Here is a 19,937-nt window from a genome sequence, read left to right as displayed (position 1 = left end):
CAGTTATGGGGCTTTTTTGTTTGACAATACGCTGCCGGACGTTTGAATACGGCGTTTGAGCCTGAGTGGTGAAATAGGTAGACACAGCGGACTTAAAATCCGCCGCTTCGTGAATAACGGGCGTACCGGTTCGATTCCGGTCTCAGGCACCACGATTGGGCGGCTCACCCACGCGCCGGGCGCGCTTTTGAAAACTGGGTAAGATAAATTCCATCATGTCCCGCTACAACACACCTTTTGAGATCCACGTCCACGGCGAAGTGCCATTGCGCGCGGACGTCAATTTTGAGCAGCTGCAGGAGGCCCTCAAGCCGCTGTGGAAGTACACCGGCTCCAAGTCCCTGGCGGCCGGTGCAGCCAGCGCTTATGAGGAAGAGCCGGGCATCCGGTTTGACGCACAAAAACATTTGCTGCAAATGTGCTGGACAGTCCCTGGCGACGAAGACTTTCGCCAGGCGCTCGACGAAATGTGCATGGGCCTGAACGACCTCGCTGAAGTGGGTGCTCCCATCGAAGTGACCTTCTACGACTCCGACTTTGACGAAGATGAAGGCGCGGACGAAGAGGAAGCCCGTGATGACTTCGCGATGTATTTTGTGGGCCCCACGCCGGCAGCCATCATGCAGGTGCAGCGCGATCTCCTTGTCCAGGACATGATCGGCCTGATGGAGCGCCACTTTGACGGATCTGAGCTCGGTGAGGTCGTTGCGGCCGTCGACAAGCTGTTCGAGCAGCGCTTTGATGCACTGGTGAACTCCATGCAACTCGGTAAACCGCCGCGCGGCCTGGGCGGACCGCAGGGCGGTTCGGGCCACGGCGGCGGTGGCCGCAAGCCCCGGCATTTGCACTAAGCCGGCTTGGGCGAGCCTGAGGCTGCAGGCGAGCCGGGAAAGCCGAGTCCCCGCAGGTAAACATCAATCGCATGCTGGCCGACCTCCAGCAGGTCAAAAGCCCCCGGATCCAGCAGCCAGTTCTGTATCAGGCCATCAATCAGCGCATGCAGCCCCTGCGCCGCCGCTGAAGCCGGCGCAGGCAGCTGGAGGCGCATCTGTGCAGCTGCCGCCTCCATGCTTTGCTGGATGCCGGATAAAAAACCACCGCGCACTGCCAGGTGACGCAGGCGAACCGCCTGGAGTTCCTCCACATACTCGACCTTCTGGGTCGCCACTTCAAAGACGCGCCGCGTTTGCGCGTCAGTCACAATTTGTCGCAGCGCGTTGGCAGTGGAACGTCGTATCCTGTCCATCGGATTGAGAAGGTCCTCGCCGGGATGTTGCTGTGGGTCAATTTCCTGGTTGAACGCGTTTTCCATGGGCAGGGTGACCCGTTCCATCATGGCATTGAACAGGTCTGCCTTGTCCTTGAAATGCCAGTAGACAGCACCGCGTGTGGCCCCCGCGCGGCGTGCAATGTCCTGCAGGCTTGTGCGTGAGACACCTTGCGCCTGAAACAGATGTTCAGCGGCATCCAGCAGCTTGTGCCGGGTTGCCATGGCTTCTTCTTTTGTCCGACGGGCCAATCCATCTCTCCTGCAAGCCAATTTAGAGGGTTGTCGTTATACATTCACAAATGTATGTAAACTATATCACTCGTAAAAACCCTTATTCTTTTTGTTTTCGGCAAAAAGATGACTTGCATCAAACGCCGCTCACATATTCCGCTTTTTTCCCAAATTTTGAGGATCAGCATGCCCAAGTCCCGCATTGTCCATTCGCCTTTGTTTCAGTTTGCGCCATACCAGCCTCTCGTCCTGGTTGCTGCACTCACATTGTTCCTGGCCGGATGCGGCAAGGGCGCCGGCGCTCCCGGCGGAGCACCGCCTCCTGCGGAAGTGGGCGTGGTGACAGTCACCCAGGGTGACGTCGGTCTGGTGACCGAGCTGCCGGGCCGCCTTGAGGCTTCACGCGTGGCACAGGTCAGGGCTCGCGCAGCCGGTATCTTGCAAAAACGGCTTTTCCGTGAAGGCAGCGACGTGAAAGAAGGACAGGCGCTGTTCACGATTGATTCCGCACCGTATGCCGCCGCCGCTGCCAGCGCGAAAGCCGGCCAGGCGCGCGCCGAGGCTAACCTGGCGCAGGCCGCCGCATTGGCCGAGCGTTACAAGCCGCTGGTAGAAGCCAACGCCATCAGCAAACAGGAATATGCCAACGCTGTCGCGGCACAAAAGCAGGCGGAGGCCGACGTTGCCGTGGGCAAGGCGAATGTGCAGACAGCCAGCATCAACCTGGGCTACGCCGCAGTGACAGCCCCGATCTCGGGCCGCATTGGCCGCGCATTGGTCACCGAAGGTGCGCTGGTTGGCCAGGGTGAGGCCACCCAGCTGGCTGTGGTCCAGCAAATCAACCCCATGTATGTGAACTTCACGCAATCCGCTCCTGAAATCATGAAGCTGCGTGCAGCCATGGACAGTGGCCAGTTCAAACGTGCCACCGGTGCCGAAGCGGCCAGCGTGCGCATCGTGCTCGAAGATGGCACTGAATACGCTCGCCCCGGCCGCCTGCTGTTTTCCGACCTGACGGTCGACTCCACGACGGGGCAGGTGACCCTGAGGGCTGAGGTGCCCAATCCCGGTGGCCAGCTGCTCCCCGGCCTTTACGTGCGCGTACGCCTGGAGCAGGCGCAGGCCAGCAACGCCATCACCTTGCCGCAGCAAGCTGTCACGCGCACCGCGCAGGGCGACACTGTCATGGTGGTGGGTGACGATGGAAAAGTCAGCCCGCGTCCCATCAAGATCGGCTCCGCCAAGGGCAACCAGTGGGTGGTGCTCGACGGCCTGAAGACCGGTGAAAAAGTCATGGTGGATGGGTTCCAGAAACTGCAGCCAGGTGCAACCGTGAAGCCCGTGCCATGGCAACCGGCGGGTGCGAAGCCGGCCGATGCGGCTTCCGCCCCCGCATCCGCCGCCTCCGGCGCGCAAGCTGCTGCGCCTGCTGCCTCCGCTGCTTCTGCAGCAGCGAAGTAAGGAGCCAAATACATGGCCAAGTTTTTCATTGATCGGCCGATCTTTGCCTGGGTGATCGCACTGTTCATTCTGGTGGTTGGCGGCGTGGCTATCACGCAGTTGCCGATTGCACAGTACCCGCCCGTCGCGCCGCCCTCGATTGTCGTCAACACCGCCTATCCGGGCGCCTCTGCCCAGACGCTCGAAGACAGCGTGTTGTCGGTGATCGAGCGCGAAATGAACGGTTCACCCGGGCTGATCTACATGGAGTCGGTGGCGCAGGCTGACGGCTCCGGCAGCATCACGCTGAGCTTCGAGCCCGGCACCAATCCCGATCTCGCGCAGGTGGATGTGCAGAACCGCCTGTCGCGCGCCTCACCGCGGCTGCCCGCCGCCGTCACGCAGCAAGGCGTTCGTGTCGACAAATCACGCTCCAACTTCCTGCTGTTCATCATGCTGTCGTCCGACAATCCCGCGCACGACCCCGTCGCGCTCGGTGATTACGCTTCGCGCAACATCGTGCCCGAGATCCAGCGTGTCAAAGGAATTGGCCAGGCCCAGCTCTTCGGCAGTGAGCGCGCCATGCGCATCTGGCTGGATCCGGCCAAGCTCACGGGTTTCAGCCTGTCGGCAAATGACGTTAACAACGCCATCCGCGCGCAAAATGCCCAGGTGTCGGCCGGCAGCATCGGCGACCGTCCCAATGTAGCGGGACAAGGCATTGCTGCCACCGTGGTAGTCACCGGTCAGCTTGCCAATGTCGAGCAGTTCGGCAACATTGTCCTTCGCGCCAACACCGACGGTTCATCCGTGCGCCTCAAAGACGTGGCCCGCATAGAACTGGGTGGCCAGACGTATGCCACGTCGGCTCGCCTGAACGGCAAGACGGCGATCGGTATCGGTGTTCAGCTGGCACCCAGCGGCAACGCGCTTGCCGCTGCCAAGGCCGTTCGAACCAAGATGACCGAACTCGAGCGCTACTTTCCGCAAGGCATGAAGTGGAGCATCCCCTACGACAGCTCGCGCTTCGTCAAGATTTCGATTTCCCAGGTTGCTGAAACATTGTTCGAGGCCGTAGCCCTGGTGTTCCTGGTCATGTTCCTGTTCCTGCAGAACTGGCGCTACACCATCATCCCGACCATCGTGGTGCCGATTGCACTGCTGGGTACTTTTGCCACCTTGCTGGCGCTCGGTTTCTCCATCAACGTGCTGACCATGTTCGGCATGGTGCTGGTGATCGGTATCGTCGTTGACGATGCGATCGTGGTCGTCGAAAACGTCGAACGCATCATGACCGAAGAGGGCTTGCCGCCGCTGGAGGCCACCCGCAAGGCGATGGGCCAGATTTCGGGCGCCATCATCGGCGTGACCGTGGTGCTGATTTCCGTGTTTGTGCCTTTGGCATTCTTCGCGGGCTCGACCGGCAACATCTACCGCCAGTTCTCCGCCGTGATGGTTTCGTCCATCGGCTTTTCCGCCTTCCTGGCCCTGTCCCTCACGCCGGCACTTTGCGCCACGCTGCTCAAGCCGGTTGAGGCTGGGCACCATCACGAGAAAAAGGGTTTTTTCGGCTGGTTCAACCGGGGGTTCTCGCGCACCGCAAAAAGCTATGAAAGCATGGTCGCGCGTATTCTCAAACGCGCCGCACGTTACCTGGTGATCTATGTGGCCATCATTGCCGCTGTGGCGGTGGTATACCTGCGTTTGCCCACATCCTTCCTGCCCAATGAAGACCAGGGCAACCTGCTGGTGAACGTGCAGTTGCCGCCGGGCGCAACTTACGAGCGCACGCTTTCGGTGATGGAAAAAGTCGAGGGTTTCATGCTCAAGCAGCCGGAAGTCGAAAGCATGGTCGGCGTGCTTGGCTTCAGCTTTTCCGGCCAGGGCCAGAATGCCGCGCTGGCGTTCGTGACGCTCAAGGACTGGAACGAGCGCGACGGCGAAGCGCATTCGGCCTCAGCGATAGCAGGACGGGCTTTCGGCGCCCTCATGGGTGTGCGTGATGCCTTCATCTTTCCGCTCAGCCCCCCACCCATTCCCGAACTGGGCACGGCCTCGGGCTTCAGCTTCCGCCTGCAGGACCGCGGCGGTGCGGGACATGATGCGCTTATCAACGCACGCAACCAGCTTTTGGGCATGGTTGCCAAGAGTCCGGTGCTCACACAAGTACGGCCCGATGGCCTGGAAGATGCGCCGCAGCTGCAGCTCGACATTGACCGCGACAAAGCCAATGCGCTGGGCGTGCCGTTTGACGCGATCAACGCGGTCCTGTCCACCTCGCTGGGTTCCAGCTATGTGAACGACTTCCCCAACCAGGGACGCCTGCAGCGCGTGGTGGTCCAGGCCGACGCGCCTTCGCGCATGCAGCCCGACGACCTGCTCCGGCTCAACGCCATCAACAGCCGCGGCCTGCCGGTTCCGTTGTCGTCGTTTGCCAGCACGCGGTGGATCAAGGGGGCCATGCAAACGGTGCGTTACAACGGCTACCCCGCCGTGCGTATCAGCGGCAGCGCTGCGCCAGGCTACAGCTCGGGCGCAGCGATGGCCGAGATGGAAAAACTCGCAGCGCAACTGCCGCAGGGCTTCGGTTTCGAATGGACGGGCCAGTCGCGCGAGGAAAAACTCGCGGGCTCGCAAGCCATGCTGCTCTACGGCTTTGCCATCCTCGCGGTGTTCCTGTGCCTTGCCGCCCTGTACGAAAGCTGGAGCATTCCGCTCGCGGTGATCCTGGTGGTGCCGCTAGGCGTGATCGGTGTGTTGCTGGCAACGCTGCTGCGCAGTTATTCGAATGACGTGTACTTCCAGGTGGGGCTGATCACCATCATCGGCCTGTCGGCGAAGAACGCGATTCTGATCATCGAGTTCGCCAAGGACCTGCAGGCGCAGGGCAAGGGCGTGATCGAGTCGGCGCTGGCTGCCGCCCACCTGCGGTTCCGTCCCATCGTCATGACGTCGCTGGCCTTCGGCCTGGGCGTGCTGCCGCTGGTACTGGCTTCCGGCGCCGGCTCCGCGAGCCAGCGTGCCATCGGTACCGGCGTGATCGGCGGCATGATCACCGGCACGGCCCTGGCGGTGATTTTCGTTCCGGTGTTCTTTGTTGTGGTGCGCGGCCTCTTCAAGGGCAGCGAGCGGCAAAACAGGATGTATTCGGAGCATGCCAAAGCGGCAGGCATCACCGGAGAAGAAGGAAGTGAAGGTAAAGCTCATGAGTAAATCCAGCATGAAACCCAGGTTCCCGCAGCTTTTGGCGGTTGGTGCTGCGGCACTGCTGGCCGGCTGCTCGATGATTCCGAAGTACGAGCGCCCGGCAGCCCCCATCGCAGACCAGTGGCCGGCTGTTTCCGGTTTCACCACCGGTTCCGCGCAAGCGCAGCCTGCTGCTACCGCACAGGCCGTCGCGGCAGCCGACATCGAGTGGCAGGCTTTTTTCAGCGACCCCAAACTGCGGCAGCTGATTGGGGCCGCGCTGCGCAACAACCGCGACCTGCGCATTGCCGTGCTCAATATCGAACAAGCCAGGGCCCAGTACGGGATCCGGCGTGCCGACCAGTTCCCCACGATCAATGCCGGCATCACCGGTTCGCGCCAGCCCAATGCCAACGGTAACGGCAGCATCACCAGCTCCTACACCGGCGGTTTGTTGATGCCGTCCTATGAGCTCGACTTTTTCGGCCGGGTCTCCAGCCTGAAAGAAGCGGCATTGGCGCAGTACCTGGCTACGGAAGAAGGGCGCAAGACGGCACAGATCAGCCTGATTGCGTCGGTGGCCAACACCTACCTCAGCTTGCTGGCCGACGAAGAACTGCTGGCCATCACGCAGCAAACACTGACCACGCGGGAAGAATCCTTCAAGCTCAGCAAGCTGCGCTTTGATAACGGCGTAGCTTCCGAGCTGGATTTCCGCCAGGCCGAGTCGTTGACCGAAGCCGCCCGCGCATCGCTGGCCCAACTGGTGCGCCAGCGTGCGCTGGACCAGAACGCCCTGACCCTGCTGATCGGCCAGCCATTGAGCGGTGACCTGGCGGTGGCCCTGCCTGCCGGCAAAGGCCTGGCCGACGCACCCATGATGGTGGACGTGCCAGCTGGGTTGCCGTCTGATTTGCTGGAACGCCGCCCAGACATCCGCCAGGCCGAGCAACAGCTGCTGTCTGCCAACGCCGACATCGGCGCTGCCCGTGCGGCTTTTTTCCCGCGCATCTCACTCACGGCTTCTGCCGGCAGCGCCAGCTCGCACCTGTCGGGCCTGTTCAAGAGCGGGTCCTACGGCTGGACGCTGGCGCCGCAGCTGATCCTTCCGCTTTTTGATGCGGGCCGTAACCGTGCCGGGCTGGATTCGGCCAACGCCGGGCGTGACATTGCCATCGCCCAGTACGAAAAGTCCATCCAGACGGCTTTCCGTGAAGTGGCCGATGCGCTGGCGGGCCGCGACACCCTGGGCGAGCAGCTGCGTGCCCAGCAGGCGCAGGCCAATGCCGAGGCGACACGTTTCAAGCTGGCTGATCTGCGCTACCAGAACGGTGTGGCCAGTTACCTGGACCAGCTCGATGCGCAGCGCTCGCTGTTCGCCGCACGTCAGGCGGTGGTGCAAACCCGGCTGGCGCAGCTGCAAAGCCAGGTCACGCTGTATAAGACCCTGGGTGGCGGCTGGAAAGAGCCGCCCGAGGAAGCCTTGAGCCTGAAGGCGTCTACCCAACTCAGCCGCTAAGCGGGTGCGCGGCGCCTGAGGGCGTCCGCAGGGACCAGACACCTGTGCTACAAGATTGATAGCTGCTTGCGCACATGGTTATTGGGCTGGCAGCTATTTTCGTATGAATTCTCACAAAAAAAGCAGGACAACCGGTTTTCTTCCGGTACTCAAAATTTATGTGATTTGTGCCTGCAAGCCAATTATCGTGGGCGCAAGCCGCTATCAAAACAATAGCAATGCTGCTGACACTCGCCATGGCGTTGGAAGACGCCGCCGCTTCGCCCCCCGGAATTGTGTGAAGGCTTGAGTCAGTGCCTGGCTCAAGCCGTGCCGCGATGCCCGGCTTGAGTCGCGGTATCTGTCCATGCCCGGTGGCTGCCGCCTCCTGTGCGCCTCGCTCGTTCAATTGTGAGCAAGTGTTCCCTATGTATCTCCCTGACTTCCGCGCCACCAATGGCTTCGTGAAGGCACGGTAATTGCTGAAGGGTTACTCCCTACGGGGCCGCGTCTGGCGCGGCGGTATATTCGCGCCGACTGACAGGCAAACGGGGCTCCTCTCACGGGAGGCTCCCCGTTCCATCAACCATGGCGGGCCAAAAGCCCGCCAATTTTCTATTCGGGAGTGCAACAGGCATGAACTCAAACTGGACGACGAAGGCGCTGACAAGTGCCGTGCTGCTGGCCTTGGCCGGCCTGGCTGGCCTGGCGGTTGCGGCCACGGTGCCCGCGGGCGTGAAGCTGCACGAGACGCAGGAACTGGTCCGCAACAATGGCTCCGAGCCTGAAACCCTGGACGCCGCATTGGCGACCGGCGTTCCGGCCAACAACGTGATCCGCGACATGTTCGAAGGGCTGGCTGCTGCCGACCAAAACGGCAAGATCGTCCCCGCCGTGGCAGAGAGCTGGAAGCAGATGGACCCCCTGACCTGGGTCTTCAAGCTGCGCAAGAACGCCAAATGGTCCAACGGCGACCCGGTGACTGCCGAAGACTTCATCTACAGCATGCGCCGCTTCGTCGATCCGGCGACCGCCTCCAAATACGCTTCCACCTACGGCGTCTTCCTGCTCAACGCCAAAGAGATCATTGAAGGCAAGAAACCCGTCACCGAACTCGGCGTCAAGGCCATCGACCCCTACACCCTGGAAATCAGGACACCTTTCCCGGTCGGCTTCCTGCCCGAGGTCGTTTCCAATCCGCAGCTCGCACCCTTGCATAAAGCCACCATCGAGAAATTCGGTAAAGACTGGACCCGGCCCGCCAACATGGTGAACAACGGCGCGTTCTCGCTGAAAGACTGGCAGGTCAACAGCAAGATCATCCTGGTCAAAAACCCGGCGTATTGGGATGCGAAGAACGTCCAGCTCACCAAGCTCACCTACCTCTCGGTCGAAGACGGCAATGCTGACGTGAAGCTATATGAGTCGGGTGAGAACGACTGGGTGTACCAGTTGCCGCCCGGCACCTTTGACAAGTACAAGGCACAGTACCCCAAGGAAATCCGCAACACCGACATGCTGGGCCTGCGCTATTACTCCCTCAACAACGCGGACCCGGCACTCAAGGACATCCGTGTGCGCAAGGCGCTGTCGATGGCGCTGGACCGCGACATCCTCGCGCAGCGCGTGACGGCCGACGGCCAGACGCCTGCTTACGGTGTGATCGTCAAAGGCACCTCGGGCGCTGACGTTACTTCCTACGACTGGGCCAAGTGGCCCGCCGACAAGCGGATCGCCGAAGCCAAAAAGCTCCTGAAGGAAGCGAATCTTCCACCCGGCACCAAGCTCAAGTTCTCCTACAACACCAGCGATTACCACAAGAAAATGGCCATCTTCGCGGCCTCTGAGTGGAAGACCAAGCTGGGCCTGGACGTTGAACTCGAAGCGATGGAGTTCAAGGTGCTCATCAAGAAGCGCACCGACAAGGACTACCAGATCGCCCGCAACGGCTGGATCGCCGACTACAACGACGCCACCACCTGGCTCACGCTGGTGCAGTGCGATTCCGACCAGAACTACCACAACAGCTGCAACCGCAAGGCCTCGGCGCTGATCGACGAAGGCAACCAGTCGATGGACCCGGCCAAGCGCAAGGTGCTGCTGACGCAAGCCGCAAAGATGATCATGGAAGACTATCCCATCATCCCTTTGCTGCAATACACCGTGCCGCGGCTGGTCAAGCCTTATGTGGGGGGTTATTCGACCACCAACGCGCTGGACCGCTACCGCGGCAAGGACCTGTACATCATCAAGCATTGATGTCCGAATGGCGGGCGCCGCCGTGCGCCTGCCTGTCCTTGATCTGCTTTCCACCGCCTTTCAATGTTTTTTTCTGATGCCTCGCAGGCTTTTCAGGGCTAAGCTGTGTCTGGCCCACGCGTTCAGGCGCTCACACTGACATTGACCTAGCCCGGAGATATTCCCCATGTGGTCCTACACCTTCAGGCGCATCCTGGCGACGATTCCCACCTTGCTGGCCGTCGTTACTGTCTGCTATCTCCTGTTGCACGGCACGCCGGGCGGGCCTTTTGACGACGAACGCAAGGTGTCCGCGGCAGTGCTGGCCAACCTGCAGGCCAAGTACCACCTCGATCTGCCACTGTGGCAGCAGTACCTGTACTACCTCAACAGCCTCCTGCACGGCGACCTGGGCGCTTCGTTTCGTTATGCCGACTGGTCTGTCAATGAACTGGTCGCCAATGCGCTGCCGGTTTCCGCCGCGATAGGTGGGGGCGCCATCGTCATCTCCTTCTTTCTCGGTGTGTTCCTTGGCACGGTGGCCGCCGTGCGCCAGAACAGTGCGGTCGACTACGGGGTGATGCTGCTCGGCAACGCCGGGCATGTGTTTCCCTCGTTTGTGATCGGCCCTGTCCTGATTCTGGTGTTCGCCGTCTGGCTCAAGTGGGCGCCGGCCGGGGGCTGGAGCAATTTCGCCCCGCGTTTCATGATCCTGCCCATGCTGCTGCTGATCTTCATCAACGTGGCCACCATCGCGCGCGTCATGCGCGGCAGCCTGATTGAGGTGCTGCACAGCAATTTCATCCGCACCGCGCGCGCCAAGGGCCTTCCCATGCGCACCGTCATCCTGCGCCACGCCCTCAAGCCCGCGCTGCTGCCGGTGGTGTCCGTCATGGGCCCCCTGGCGATCTCATCGATCACGTCGGCTATCGTGACCGAGTCGGTGTTCTCCCTGCCGGGCATCGGCAAGCTGATCGTCAACGGCGCTGCCAACCGCGACTACACGCTGGTACTGGGCCTCGTTGTACTGGTGACCGTGATTGCCGTCACGCTGAACCTGCTGGTGGACCTGGCCTACGCCTTGCTCGACCCGAAGATTCGGTACTGAACAGAGGCCTGCATGTTGTTTGAACAAAAAACCAGACAAGACCAGCTCGCCGCGGCTGTTGGCCAGACGCTGGCCGACGCCGATATCCACGGCCGCAGCCCCTGGGCGGATGCGCGCGTACGCTTCATGCGCAACAAGGCCGCGGTGTTCAGCCTGTACCTGCTGGCATTCATCACGCTGTGCTGCATCGTCGGGCCCTGGTTGCTGCCGCATGCCTTCGATGCGGCCGACTGGGACGCGATGAGCCTGCCACCCACGCTCAAGAATGTCCATTTTTTTGGCACCGACGAGTCCGGCCGTGACCTGCTGGTGCGCAGCCTGGTGGGCGGCCGCGTGTCGCTGCTGGTGGGGTTCCTCGCGACGATGTCGGCCGTCACGCTGGGCATTGTCTGGGGTGCGACAGCCGGCTTCATCGGCGGCAGGGTAGACGCCTTCATGATGCGCGTCGTCGACATGATGTATGCCGTGCCTTACCTGCTGATCGCCATCCTGATGGTGACCATATTGGGGCGGGCCTTTTACCTGGTGGTGATCACCATCACGGTATTTTCCTGGATGAACATGGCACGCGTGGTGCGGGGCCAGACGCTGTCGCTGCGTTCCAAGGAGTTCATCGAAGCAGCCCGCGCACTGGGTGTGCCCACGCGGCGCATCATTTTCCAGCACGTTGTTCCCAATCTTCTGGGCATCGTCGCGATCTACACCACGGTCACCGTGCCGGCCGTGATCCTGGTCGAGTCCGTGCTGTCGTTCCTTGGGCTGGGCATCCAGGAGCCCATGACGAGTTGGGGCGTCCTGATCCACGACGGTGCATCCGTCATGGAAGTCTCGCCCTGGATGCTACTGTTTCCGGCGGGCATGCTCTCGTTGACCCTTTATTGCTTCAACTACATCGGGGACGGCCTGCGCGATGCGCTCGATCCCAAAGACCGCTGAGCCGCACCATGAGCCTGATTGAAGTCAACAACCTAGGCGTCCAGTTCCAGACCCAGGACGGACTGGTCTACGCCGTCAACGGCATCAACTTTTCACTGGAGCGCGGCCAGACCCTGGGCATCGTCGGCGAGAGTGGCTCCGGCAAGAGTCAGAGCGTGCTGGCCATGATGGGGCTGCTCGCGGGCAATGGCAAAGCCACCGGCCAAGCCTTGTACAAGGGCCAGGATCTGCTGGCCATGAAGCCGGCCGAGCTCAACAAGATACGCGGCAACCGCGTGGCCATGATCTTCCAGGACCCGATGACTTCGCTGAATCCCTACCTGACGGTAGAGCGGCAGATGACCGAGGTGCTGCAGTTCCACAAGGGCTTTGACCGCAAGTCCGCCCGCACCAGGTCGGTGCAACTGCTCGATGCGGTCAAGATCCCGGAAGCTGCGCGGCGTATCACCATGTATCCGCACGAGTTTTCGGGCGGCATGCGCCAGCGCGTGATGATCGCCATGGCCTTGCTCTGCGAGCCCGAAGTGCTGATCGCCGATGAACCCACCACGGCGCTGGACGTGACGGTGCAGGCGCAGATCATCGCCTTGCTGCGCGACCTGCAGCGCGACTTCGGCACCGCGATTGTCATGATCACGCACGACCTGGGCGTGGTAGCCGGTCTGTGCGACGAGGTGATGGTGCTATACGGCGGGCGTGTGATGGAGCAGGGCAGCGCCGACAGCATTTTTTATGGCGCTTCCCATCCGTATACCGTAGGACTGCTGGGCGCGATACCGCGGCTGGACGCCGACGATGAAGCGCTTGTGGCCATCCCCGGTGCACCGCCCAACATGGCGCGACTTCCCAAGGGCTGCCCGTTCAGCGAACGCTGTACGCTGGCCAGCGAGCAGTGCCGGGACGTGATGCCCGCGTTGCTGCCGGCCTCGCACAACCCGGCGGTGCTGAGGGCCTGCCACAAGTCAAGTGAAGCTGTGTCTGAACTTGCGGCCAGGGGAGCGGTCCATGCGTGATGCCTCTCAACCTATTTTGTCGGTGCGCGACCTGAAAGTGCACTTCAGGATCAAAAGCGGCGCCTGGCCCTGGTCGCCGGCGCGAATCCTGAAAGCCGTGGACGGCATTTCCTTCGACATTCATGCGGGAGAAACGCTGGGCGTGGTGGGTGAGTCGGGCTGCGGAAAATCCACCTTGGCGCGTGCGGTGCTGAACCTGATTCCCGCTACCGCCGGCAGCATTGTCTGGATGGGCCAGGAGATGACGGGCGCTTCATCTCAAGCCTGGCTGGGCGTCAGGTCAGACATCCAGATGATCTTCCAGGACCCGCTGGCTTCGCTGGACCCGCGCATGACCATCGCGCAAATCATTGCCGAGCCTTTGCGCACGCATCGCCCGCACATGCCCGAGGCCGAAGTGATGCAGCGCGTCAAGGCCATGATGGGCCGCGTCGGCCTGATGGCGCAGCAGATCAATCGCTACCCGCATGAATTTTCAGGCGGCCAGTGCCAGCGCATTGGCATCGCGCGCGCCTTGATCCTGGAGCCCAAGCTCATCATCTGCGACGAGCCGGTGTCGGCTCTGGATGTCTCGATCCAGGCACAGATCATCAACCTGCTCAAGGCCCTGCAAAAGTCCATGGGCCTGGCGCTGATCTTCATCGCGCATGACCTGGCCGTCGTCAAACACATCAGCGACCGCATCCTGGTGATGTACCTGGGGCATGAAATGGAAGTGGCGAAAAAGAAAGCGTTGTATGCCGCGCCGCGCCACCCCTACACGCAGGCGTTGCTGTCGGCCATCCCGATTCCCGACCCGGCGCTGGAGAGAAAGAAGGTGATCCAGCTGCTGCAGGGCGATTTGCCGTCGCCCATGTCCCCGCCTTCGGGCTGCGTGTTCCGCACGCGCTGCCCGCAGGCCATTGCACGTTGCGCCGAAGAGGTGCCCGAGCTTCGCCGCCTGGACGACCAGACCGAAGCGGCTTGCCTGCTGGTTTGAAGGGTTTTAGGGCTGCAGCCCAATAAGAGCGTGCGCGAGCAGCTATTAAAACAATAGCGAATACCGGTTGACGCCCCGGGCGCGTTACCGGAAAAGCAGAGCTGCGCCCGGCACCGGCGAGTCCTGCCGGCACTGCGGTGCTATAGCTGCAGGCCCAGCCAGCGTTGCGCGGCTGCGTTCAGCGCCTCTTGCCGACCCGTTGTCAGGAGCGTGATGCGGCCGGGCGTGTCGCCTTGCTGCAACTGCCCGGTGGCTTCGAGCAAACGGCGGGTCTGCCGTGCGACCGGCTCGCCGGTTTCGATCAGGCGGACATCGCTGCCCGCCATTTCCTGCAATGTGTCCCACGCGAAGGCGTAATGCGTGCAGCCCAGCACCAGGGTATCGACCTGCCCGGCCTGGCCGCCGAAGGGTCCGATCGCTTGCGTGTATTCACGGCATAAAGCACTGATCTGCGTCACATCATGGTTCTGGATCGCATCGGCCAGCCCGTCGCACGGCTGCAGGATGAACTCGGCCTGGCCTTTCAACGAATCGTGCAGCGCGCGCAGCTTGGCGCTTGCCACCGTGCCGCGCGTCGCCATCACGCCTATGCGGCGTGTCTTGCTCAACACGACGGCCGGCTTGAGCGCCGGTTCGACTCCGACCAGCGGCAGGTCTGGGTGCTCGGTTCGTACGAGGTGAACGGCGGCCGCCGTCGCGGTATTGCACGCGATCACCAGTGCCTTGATCGCATGCTCTTCGCGCAATTTGCGCACGACGGCGCGCGTGCGTTCAATGACAAATGCGTCGCCGCGCTCGCCATAAGGCGCGAAGCCCGCATCGGCCAGGTAGACGAAGGACTCCGCGGGCAATTGGGCCCGCAATGCCTTGAAGACGCTAAGGCCGCCCACGCCGCTGTCGAACACGCCGACCGGCCGGTCGGCGTCTGCATGGCCTTCGCTCACGCGGCTGCGACGGGAATGTTTTTGAACTCGCCGGTGGCGATTTTCTTTTGCCACTCGGCCGGGCCGGTGATGTGCGCACTGGTGCCGCCCGCATCCACCGCCACGGTCACCGGCATGTCGACCACGTCGAATTCGTAGATCGCTTCCATGCCGAGATCGGCAAAGCCCACGACCTTGGCGGTCTTGATGGCCTTGCTGACCAGGTAGGCAGCGCCACCGACAGCCATCAGGTAGGCGCTCTTGTGCTTCTTGATGGCTTCGATGGCGACGGGGCCGCGTTCCGATTTGCCGATCATCGAGATCAGGCCGGTCTCGGCCAGCATCATTTCAGTGAAGCCGTCCATGCGGGTGGCAGTGGTCGGGCCGGCAGGTCCTACGGCTTCATCACGCACGGGATCGACCGGGCCGACGTAGTAGATGACGCGGTTGGTGAAATCCACCGGCAGCTTTTCGCCCTTGCCCAGCATGTCCTGAATGCGCTTGTGTGCGGCGTCGCGGCCTGTCAGCATCTTGCCGTTGAGCAGCAAGGTCTGGCCTGGCTTCCAGCTGGCGACCTCTTCTTTCGTGAGCGTATTGAGATCGACTTTTTTGCTCTTCTTGTAGTCGGGCGTCCAGTTCACGTTGGGCCAGAGATCCAGCGAAGGCGGGTCGAGGTAGACCGGGCCACTGCCGTCCATCACGAAATGCGCGTGGCGCGTGGCGGCGCAGTTGGGGATCATCGCGACGGGCTTGCTGGCGGCATGCGTCGGGTACATCTTGATCTTGATGTCGAGCACGGTGGTGAGGCCCCCCAGGCCTTGCGCGCCTATGCCCAGCGCGTTGACCTTCTCGAACAGCTCGAGGCGAAGCTCTTCGGTCTTGCTCAGTTTGGCGCCCGAGGTCGACTTGGCCTGCAACTCGTACATGTCGAGGTCGTCCATCAGGCTTTCCTTGGCCATCAGCATGGCTTTTTCGGCGGTGCCGCCAATGCCTATGCCCAACATGCCGGGTGGGCACCAGCCGGCGCCCATGGCGGGCACGGTCTTGAGCACCCAGTCGACCACCGAGTCGCCTGGGTTGAGCATGACCATCTTGCTTTTGTTTTCGCTGCCGCCGCCCTTGGCTGCCACGGTCACGTCGATCTTGTTGCCGGGCACCAGCTCGGTAAAGATCACGGCCGGTGTGTTGTCTTTGGTGTTTTTGCGGTCGAACTGAGGATCGGCCACCACAGAGGCGCGCAAGGTGTTGTCGGGGTGGTTGTAGCCGCGGCGCACGCCTTCGTTGATCGCGTCGTCAATGCTGCCGGTGAAGCCTTCCCAGCGCACGTCCATGCCGACCTTGAGAAACACGTTGACGATGCCGGTGTCCTGGCAGATCGGGCGCTGGCCTGTCGCGCTCATCTTGCTGTTGGTGAGGATCTGTGCAATCGCATCCCTGGCGGCCGGACTTTGCTCGCGCTCATAGGCGCGCGCCAGGTGGGCGATGTAGTCGGTGGGGTGGTAGTAGCTGATGTACTGCAGGGCAGCGGCTACGGATTCGATGAGGTCGGCTTGCTTGATCGTGGTCATGGTGGGTCGTCGTTATGAGGGGCGTTTCGGGTAAATTTCGGGCAAACCCCGCAATTATCCGCCCTAGGGTGGGCGACTCGGGCATGTCGGGCGAGAGGATTCAAAACCCTTCAAATGAGAATCTTTCTCGTCTGCGGTCATACTAGGACTCTTCACCATCTTTTTTTGACGCGCAGGATATTTCCATGACGACAAACAGCACGCGCACCGAGCGCGATACCTTTGGTCCTATCGAGGTACCGGCCAACAAACTCTGGGGTGCGCAGACGCAGCGCTCGCTGCAGAATTTCGACATCTCGGGCGAGCAGCAGCCACGCGAAATCATCAAGGCGCTGGCGCAGGTCAAGCGCTCATCGGCCAGGGTCAACCATGCGTTGGGCCTTCAGGACGAGAAAAAAACAAAGGCCATCGTGGCCGCAGCCGACGAGGTGATCGCGGGCGGGCATGCGGACGAATTCCCCCTGGTGGTCTGGCAAACCGGCTCGGGCACGCAGACCAATATGAACGTCAACGAGGTGCTGGCCAACCGCGCCAGTGAAATCCTGGGCGGCGAGCGCGGCGAAGGCCGGCTGGTGCACCCTAACGACGACGTCAACCGCAGCCAGTCGTCCAATGATGTTTTTCCCACCGCCATGCATGTGGCCGCTGTGGAGGCCATGACGCACAAGCTCCTGCCGGCGATTGCGAAGTTGCGCGAGACGCTGGCGCAAAAAGCCAAAGACTTCGACAGCATCGTGAAGATTGGACGTACCCATCTGCAGGATGCGACGCCACTCACTCTGGGCCAGGAGTTCTCGGGTTATGTCGCGCAACTGGACCACGGTGAAAAGCATGTCCGCGCGGCCTTGCCGCATTTGTATGAGCTTGCACTCGGAGGCACCGCCGTTGGTACGGGGCTCAATGCACCGAAGGGGTATGCGGAGCAGGTGGCGGCCGAATTGGCCACGCTGACAGGCCTGCCTTTTGTGACTGCACCCAACAAGTTCGAGGCGCTGGCCTCGGTCGACGGCCTGGTGCATGCGCACGGCGCGCTCAAGACATTGGCCGCCAGCATGATGAAAATCGCCAACGACGTGCGCTGGCTGGCCAGTGGCCCGCGCAGCGGCATTGGTGAACTCAGCATTCCCGAAAATGAGCCCGGCTCGTCCATCATGCCGGGCAAGGTCAACCCCACGCAGAGCGAAGCCGTCACCATGCTGGCGGCGCAGGTGTTCGGCAACGACGTGGCCATCAACTTCGGCGGTGCCTCGGGCAACTTCGAGCTCAATGTGTTCCGGCCCATGGTGGCGCACAACTTTTTGCAAAGCGTGCGTCTGCTGGCCGATGGCATGGTGAGCTTTAACGACCACTGCGCCGTCGGCATTGAGCCGAATCGCGAACGCATCGCCGAGCTGGTTGACCGCTCGCTGATGCTGGTGACGGCGCTCAATACGCACATCGGCTATGACAAGGCCGCCTTCATCGCCAAAAAGGCGCACAAGGAAGGCAGCAGCCTGCGCGATGCGGCGCTGGCCTCCGGCCATGTCACGGGCGAGCAGTTTGATGCCTGGGTGCGGCCTGAAAACATGGTGGGCTCACGCTGACCACACCCGGTTCGGGGCGGTTAGCAGATGGATTGAGTGGGTTAAGGGTTTACCCTATGATTGTGTCCATAGATGTTCACGCCACAAAGGAAATTCATGACTGCCTTCGCCTTGTACTTGACGATTGCCCAGCCCGCAACCAAAGCGCGCGTACGCTTTGTGCTGCGTGAGTTGATTGCTGCTACGCCGCTGTCTATTTTTATCAGCGCGCTGCGGGCCCGCTAATTTTTGCCGGGTGGTTTGCGCCACCAGCAATAGGCCGCGTAACGCGGCTGCTCGTTTTCTCTTGTTTCCCTTTCAGTGCCTTCTGGGCCCGGTGCAATGCCGGGCACTTGCTGATCGCATTGCGCGCTCATGCTCAGCGCCGCTAACACACGCACTCCCCATCCTGTAAATCAAATCCATCGCAGTGGCCGGGGTTTGGCATAGCGCGATTCTTTCAATCCGCTTTCGTTTTTTTGAGCGATGTGTAAAGTTTTTTTCAAACTTGATCGCGGTCAATGGGCTCATAAATGTCCGCTCTCACAATCCGCTCACAACAACAGCATCAACGATTGCAATTGCAATTTCCACGGCATAAAAGCGACAGGAGACATCAATGACATACGCCAATACGGCAACCCGCGCGCCATCCAGCGCCCATCGCTGGATACAACTTCTCTTGGGCATCGTCTGCATGGCGATGATTGCCAACCTGCAATATGGTTGGACCCTTTTTGTGAATCCCATTGCCGACAAGTACGGCTGGAGCAAAGCCGCCATTCAGGTGGCCTTCACGATTTTTGTGTTGACTGAAACATGGCTCGTGCCGATTGAAGGCTACCTGGTTGACCGCTTCGGGCCACGTCCGGTGGTCATGGTCGGCGGCATTCTTTGCGGCATCGGTTGGGTGATCAACTCTTTCGCCGATTCGCTGATGTTGCTCTACATCGCTGCTGCGATCAGCGGCATTGGCGCGGGCGCGGTGTACGGCACTTGCGTCGGCAACGCCTTAAAGTGGTTTCCGGATCGCCGCGGCCTGGCTGCGGGCCTGACAGCCGCGGGCTTCGGTGCGGGCTCCGCGCTCACCATTCTTCCGATCTCGGCCATGATCAAGGGCAGTGGCTATCAGTCTGCCTTCCTGTATTTCGGAATCATTCAGGGCGTGATCGTATTTGTCGTGTCGTTCCTGCTGACGCGGGCACCGGCGAACCTGGCCAGGAGCGGCTCGATCTCCACGATCAATGTGCAGCAGAGCCGGCGCGACTACACACCGTCCGAGGTCCTGCGTTCACCGGTGTTCTGGGTGATGTACGTCATGTTCGTGATGGTGGCGGCCGGCGGGCTGATGGCAACGGCCCAGCTCGGACCTATCGCCAAGGATTTCAACGTCGGCGAAGTGCCCGTCAGCATCATGGGCCTGGCACTGCCGGCGCTCACATTTGCCCTGGCCATTGACCGCGTGCTCAACGGGCTCACCCGTCCGTTCTTTGGTTGGGTGTCGGACCAGATCGGTCGTGAAAAGACGATGCTGATCGCCTTTGGCATCGAGTCGGTGGGCATCCTGGCTCTCTACCAGTTTGGCCATAACCCGGTTGCCTTCGTGGTACTCACGGGCATGGTGTTCTTCGCTTGGGGCGAGATCTACAGCCTCTTTCCTTCGACCTGCGCCGATACGTTTGGCTCCAAGTACGCGGCCTCCAACGCCGGCCTGCTGTACACCGCCAAGGGCACTGCGTCGCTGCTGGTTCCGCTGTCCAGCGTGCTGACCGCAATGACCGGCAACTGGCACGCCGTCTTTATCGTTGGCAGCGTCATGAATGCGATTGCGGCGCTGATGGCTTGGTATGTGCTGCGCCCGATGCGGCGTGCCGAGATGGAAAAGGCCGTGCTGCCTGCAGCTGCTTCCGACAAGGCTGCCAGCTTCGGTCCTCTTCCTCAGTCCGCGCAATAGAGAGCAGGATTGCGGCCTGGAGCCTGCAGTG

The 19,937-nt window shown here is 61.6% G+C and carries 15 protein-coding genes and 1 tRNA gene; 13 read left to right on the top strand and 3 right to left on the bottom strand.

Annotated features, from left to right (window positions below):
• Nucleotides 1-59 precede the first annotated feature (59 nt).
• Together AC1DYR_RS02330 and AC1DYR_RS02325 are read left to right on the top strand one after the other, a co-directional pair.
• Nucleotides 60-152 (top strand) — tRNA-Leu (locus tag AC1DYR_RS02330).
• Between the two features lie 63 nt (nucleotides 153-215).
• Entirely contained in the window at nucleotides 216-851 is a 636-nt protein-coding gene (locus tag AC1DYR_RS02325; protein ID WP_477703663.1) for a DUF6806 family protein, read from the top strand.
• Here AC1DYR_RS02325 and AC1DYR_RS02320 read toward each other — a convergent pair.
• Complete coding sequence (locus tag AC1DYR_RS02320) at nucleotides 848-1,519, bottom strand: TetR family transcriptional regulator (protein ID WP_477649567.1); 672 nt, start codon at nucleotides 1,517-1,519, stop codon at nucleotides 848-850. The two genes, AC1DYR_RS02325 and AC1DYR_RS02320, sit on opposite strands and share 4 nt — an antisense overlap.
• Before the next feature lie 168 nt (nucleotides 1,520-1,687).
• On the opposite strand from AC1DYR_RS02320, the gene AC1DYR_RS02315 reads away from it, so the two are divergent.
• The 8 genes from AC1DYR_RS02315 to oppF all read left to right on the top strand — a co-directional run bounded on the left by AC1DYR_RS02315 (nucleotide 1,688) and on the right by oppF (nucleotide 13,899).
• Entirely contained in the window at nucleotides 1,688-2,962 is a 1,275-nt protein-coding gene (locus AC1DYR_RS02315; protein ID WP_477703662.1) for an efflux RND transporter periplasmic adaptor subunit, read from the top strand.
• A gap of 12 nt (nucleotides 2,963-2,974) precedes the next feature.
• Nucleotides 2,975-6,154 (top strand): efflux RND transporter permease subunit, encoded by a 3,180-nt coding sequence (locus tag AC1DYR_RS02310; protein ID WP_477703661.1) that lies wholly within the window; start codon nucleotides 2,975-2,977, stop codon nucleotides 6,152-6,154.
• Nucleotides 6,147-7,646: an efflux transporter outer membrane subunit gene (locus AC1DYR_RS02305; RefSeq protein WP_477703660.1), complete on the top strand. Its 1,500-nt coding sequence runs from the start codon at nucleotides 6,147-6,149 to the stop codon at nucleotides 7,644-7,646. Before AC1DYR_RS02310 ends, AC1DYR_RS02305 begins: the two co-directional genes overlap by 8 nt.
• Nucleotides 7,647-8,261: 615 nt before the next feature.
• On the top strand, nucleotides 8,262-9,884 hold the full coding sequence (locus AC1DYR_RS02300; RefSeq protein WP_477703659.1) for a peptide ABC transporter substrate-binding protein: 1,623 nt from the start codon (nucleotides 8,262-8,264) through the stop codon (nucleotides 9,882-9,884).
• Nucleotides 9,885-10,050: 166 nt separating this feature from the next.
• Nucleotides 10,051-10,971, top strand: a complete 921-nt coding sequence (gene oppB / locus AC1DYR_RS02295; RefSeq protein WP_477703658.1) for an oligopeptide ABC transporter permease OppB — start codon at nucleotides 10,051-10,053, stop codon at nucleotides 10,969-10,971.
• Between the two features lie 12 nt (nucleotides 10,972-10,983).
• Nucleotides 10,984-11,907: an ABC transporter permease subunit gene (locus AC1DYR_RS02290; protein WP_477703657.1), complete on the top strand. Its 924-nt coding sequence runs from the start codon at nucleotides 10,984-10,986 to the stop codon at nucleotides 11,905-11,907.
• A gap of 8 nt (nucleotides 11,908-11,915) precedes the next feature.
• A complete protein-coding gene (locus AC1DYR_RS02285; protein ID WP_477703656.1) occupies nucleotides 11,916-12,920 on the top strand; it encodes an oligopeptide/dipeptide ABC transporter ATP-binding protein in 1,005 nt (334 codons plus the stop codon).
• Nucleotides 12,913-13,899, top strand: a complete 987-nt coding sequence (oppF, locus tag AC1DYR_RS02280; RefSeq protein ID WP_477703655.1) for a murein tripeptide/oligopeptide ABC transporter ATP binding protein OppF — start codon at nucleotides 12,913-12,915, stop codon at nucleotides 13,897-13,899. Before AC1DYR_RS02285 ends, oppF begins: the two co-directional genes overlap by 8 nt.
• Nucleotides 13,900-14,039: 140 nt before the next feature.
• On the opposite strand, the gene murI is transcribed toward oppF, so the two are convergent.
• Together murI and AC1DYR_RS02270 are read right to left on the bottom strand one after the other, a co-directional pair.
• Nucleotides 14,040-14,843: a glutamate racemase gene (gene murI, locus AC1DYR_RS02275; RefSeq protein ID WP_477703654.1), complete on the bottom strand. Its 804-nt coding sequence runs from the start codon at nucleotides 14,841-14,843 to the stop codon at nucleotides 14,040-14,042.
• Nucleotides 14,840-16,390: a fumarate hydratase gene (locus tag AC1DYR_RS02270; RefSeq protein ID WP_477703653.1), complete on the bottom strand. Its 1,551-nt coding sequence runs from the start codon at nucleotides 16,388-16,390 to the stop codon at nucleotides 14,840-14,842. The genes murI and AC1DYR_RS02270 overlap by 4 nt, the downstream gene beginning before the upstream one ends.
• Before the next feature lie 185 nt (nucleotides 16,391-16,575).
• Here AC1DYR_RS02270 and fumC point away from each other — a divergent pair, with 185 nt between their 5' ends.
• The 3 genes from fumC (at nucleotide 16,576) to oxlT (ending at nucleotide 19,906) form a co-directional block, all read left to right on the top strand.
• Nucleotides 16,576-17,973 (top strand): class II fumarate hydratase, encoded by a 1,398-nt coding sequence (gene fumC / locus AC1DYR_RS02265; protein ID WP_477703652.1) that lies wholly within the window; start codon nucleotides 16,576-16,578, stop codon nucleotides 17,971-17,973.
• Nucleotides 17,974-18,069: 96 nt separating this feature from the next.
• Nucleotides 18,070-18,198 (top strand): hypothetical protein, encoded by a 129-nt coding sequence (locus tag AC1DYR_RS02260; protein WP_477703651.1) that lies wholly within the window; start codon nucleotides 18,070-18,072, stop codon nucleotides 18,196-18,198.
• Between the two features lie 373 nt (nucleotides 18,199-18,571).
• Nucleotides 18,572-19,906, top strand: a complete 1,335-nt coding sequence (oxlT, locus tag AC1DYR_RS02255; RefSeq protein ID WP_477703650.1) for an oxalate/formate MFS antiporter — start codon at nucleotides 18,572-18,574, stop codon at nucleotides 19,904-19,906.
• Nucleotides 19,907-19,937 lie beyond the last annotated feature (31 nt).

This window comes from Polaromonas sp. P1_F9, assembly GCF_056405615.1.
This window is presented reverse-complemented; position numbering and strand designations above follow the sequence as displayed.

Bases quoted from the DNA above. Each gene is read 5' to 3' on its own strand.
- AC1DYR_RS02285 (WP_477703656.1), top strand. From the start codon at position 11,916: ATGAGCCTGATTGAAGTCAACAACCTAGGCGTCCAGTTCCAGACCCAG.
- AC1DYR_RS02325 (WP_477703663.1), top strand. From the start codon at position 216: ATGTCCCGCTACAACACACCTTTTGAGATCCACGTCCACGGCGAAGTG.
- AC1DYR_RS02290 (WP_477703657.1), top strand. From the start codon at position 10,984: ATGTTGTTTGAACAAAAAACCAGACAAGACCAGCTCGCCGCGGCTGTT.
- AC1DYR_RS02315 (WP_477703662.1), top strand. From the start codon at position 1,688: ATGCCCAAGTCCCGCATTGTCCATTCGCCTTTGTTTCAGTTTGCGCCA.
- AC1DYR_RS02310 (WP_477703661.1), top strand. From the start codon at position 2,975: ATGGCCAAGTTTTTCATTGATCGGCCGATCTTTGCCTGGGTGATCGCA.
- AC1DYR_RS02270 (WP_477703653.1), bottom strand. From the start codon at position 16,390: ATGACCACGATCAAGCAAGCCGACCTCATCGAATCCGTAGCCGCTGCC.
- AC1DYR_RS02300 (WP_477703659.1), top strand. From the start codon at position 8,262: ATGAACTCAAACTGGACGACGAAGGCGCTGACAAGTGCCGTGCTGCTG.
- oppF (WP_477703655.1), top strand. From the start codon at position 12,913: ATGCGTGATGCCTCTCAACCTATTTTGTCGGTGCGCGACCTGAAAGTG.
- oppB (WP_477703658.1), top strand. From the start codon at position 10,051: ATGTGGTCCTACACCTTCAGGCGCATCCTGGCGACGATTCCCACCTTG.
- fumC (WP_477703652.1), top strand. From the start codon at position 16,576: ATGACGACAAACAGCACGCGCACCGAGCGCGATACCTTTGGTCCTATC.
- AC1DYR_RS02305 (WP_477703660.1), top strand. From the start codon at position 6,147: ATGAGTAAATCCAGCATGAAACCCAGGTTCCCGCAGCTTTTGGCGGTT.
- oxlT (WP_477703650.1), top strand. From the start codon at position 18,572: ATGACATACGCCAATACGGCAACCCGCGCGCCATCCAGCGCCCATCGC.
- AC1DYR_RS02260 (WP_477703651.1), top strand. From the start codon at position 18,070: ATGACTGCCTTCGCCTTGTACTTGACGATTGCCCAGCCCGCAACCAAA.